Origin of the sequence: Microbacterium sp. HMWF026 (assembly GCF_003061325.1) — a bacterium.
Lineage (GTDB): Bacteria > Actinomycetota > Actinomycetes > Actinomycetales > Microbacteriaceae > Microbacterium > Microbacterium testaceum_E.
Genome location: NZ_QAJB01000439.1, coordinates 1 through 688 on the forward strand (window position 1 = coordinate 1; position 688 = coordinate 688).

Consider the following 688-nt stretch of genomic DNA (forward strand, 5'->3'; position numbering starts at 1 on the left):
GGGGTGGGGGCCTCGGGTGTCGGTGTGTCGGGCCCACCTCCCGCCGTTATGCACGGACGGCGGCGTGCACGGGGGCGCCTCCCGGCGGCAGAGACGCACGCGCCCTGCACACGACGCGCCGGCGCTCAGGCCGGCAGGGACTCCACGAACGCCTCGAGCGCGATGCGGTACGCCGGGTCGGGGTGCGTCTCGGCGATCGCGAGCAGGGGCGGCAGATCGAGCGTGCGGATGAGCGCCCCGCGCGAGGCGACCGCGGCATCCGCCCCCGCCGCGCGCAGCAGGGTGATGCCCTCGCCCAGGGCGTCGAGGTAGTCGCGCAGCACGTCGACCTCGGCCAGGCGCTGAGTGATCGAGCCGCCGTCGCGGCGCTGCCGCCACTCGACGAGCACGTCGGGGATCACGTCGAAGTGCGGGGCGAGGGTGTACATGCGCTGCGCGAGCACCTGGTCCTCGTAGTAGCGGCCCTCGGGGAAGCGCAGGGCGTGCTCGCGCCAGAAGTCGGTGCGGCTCATCTTGGACCAGGCGACGATGTTGCCGGATGCCGCGGGGTGCGCGGCCAGCGTCGTCGCCTCGCGGGCGGGGTCGGTGGCGGCGGCGACCCACGGCTGGACGTCCGCGGCGGTGTAGCCCGGGCCGTCGGCATCCGGCCGCAATCGCACGTACGCGCCGACGACGAAGGCGCTGCCGG

Annotated in this window: 1 pseudogene; it reads right to left on the reverse strand. The window is 75.4% G+C overall.

Features of this window, described 5'->3' with window-relative positions:
- Nucleotides 1–125: 125 nt before the first annotated feature.
- A pseudogene (locus DBR36_RS15935) lies at nucleotides 126–688 on the reverse strand (glycosyltransferase family 2 protein); the annotation flags it as partial.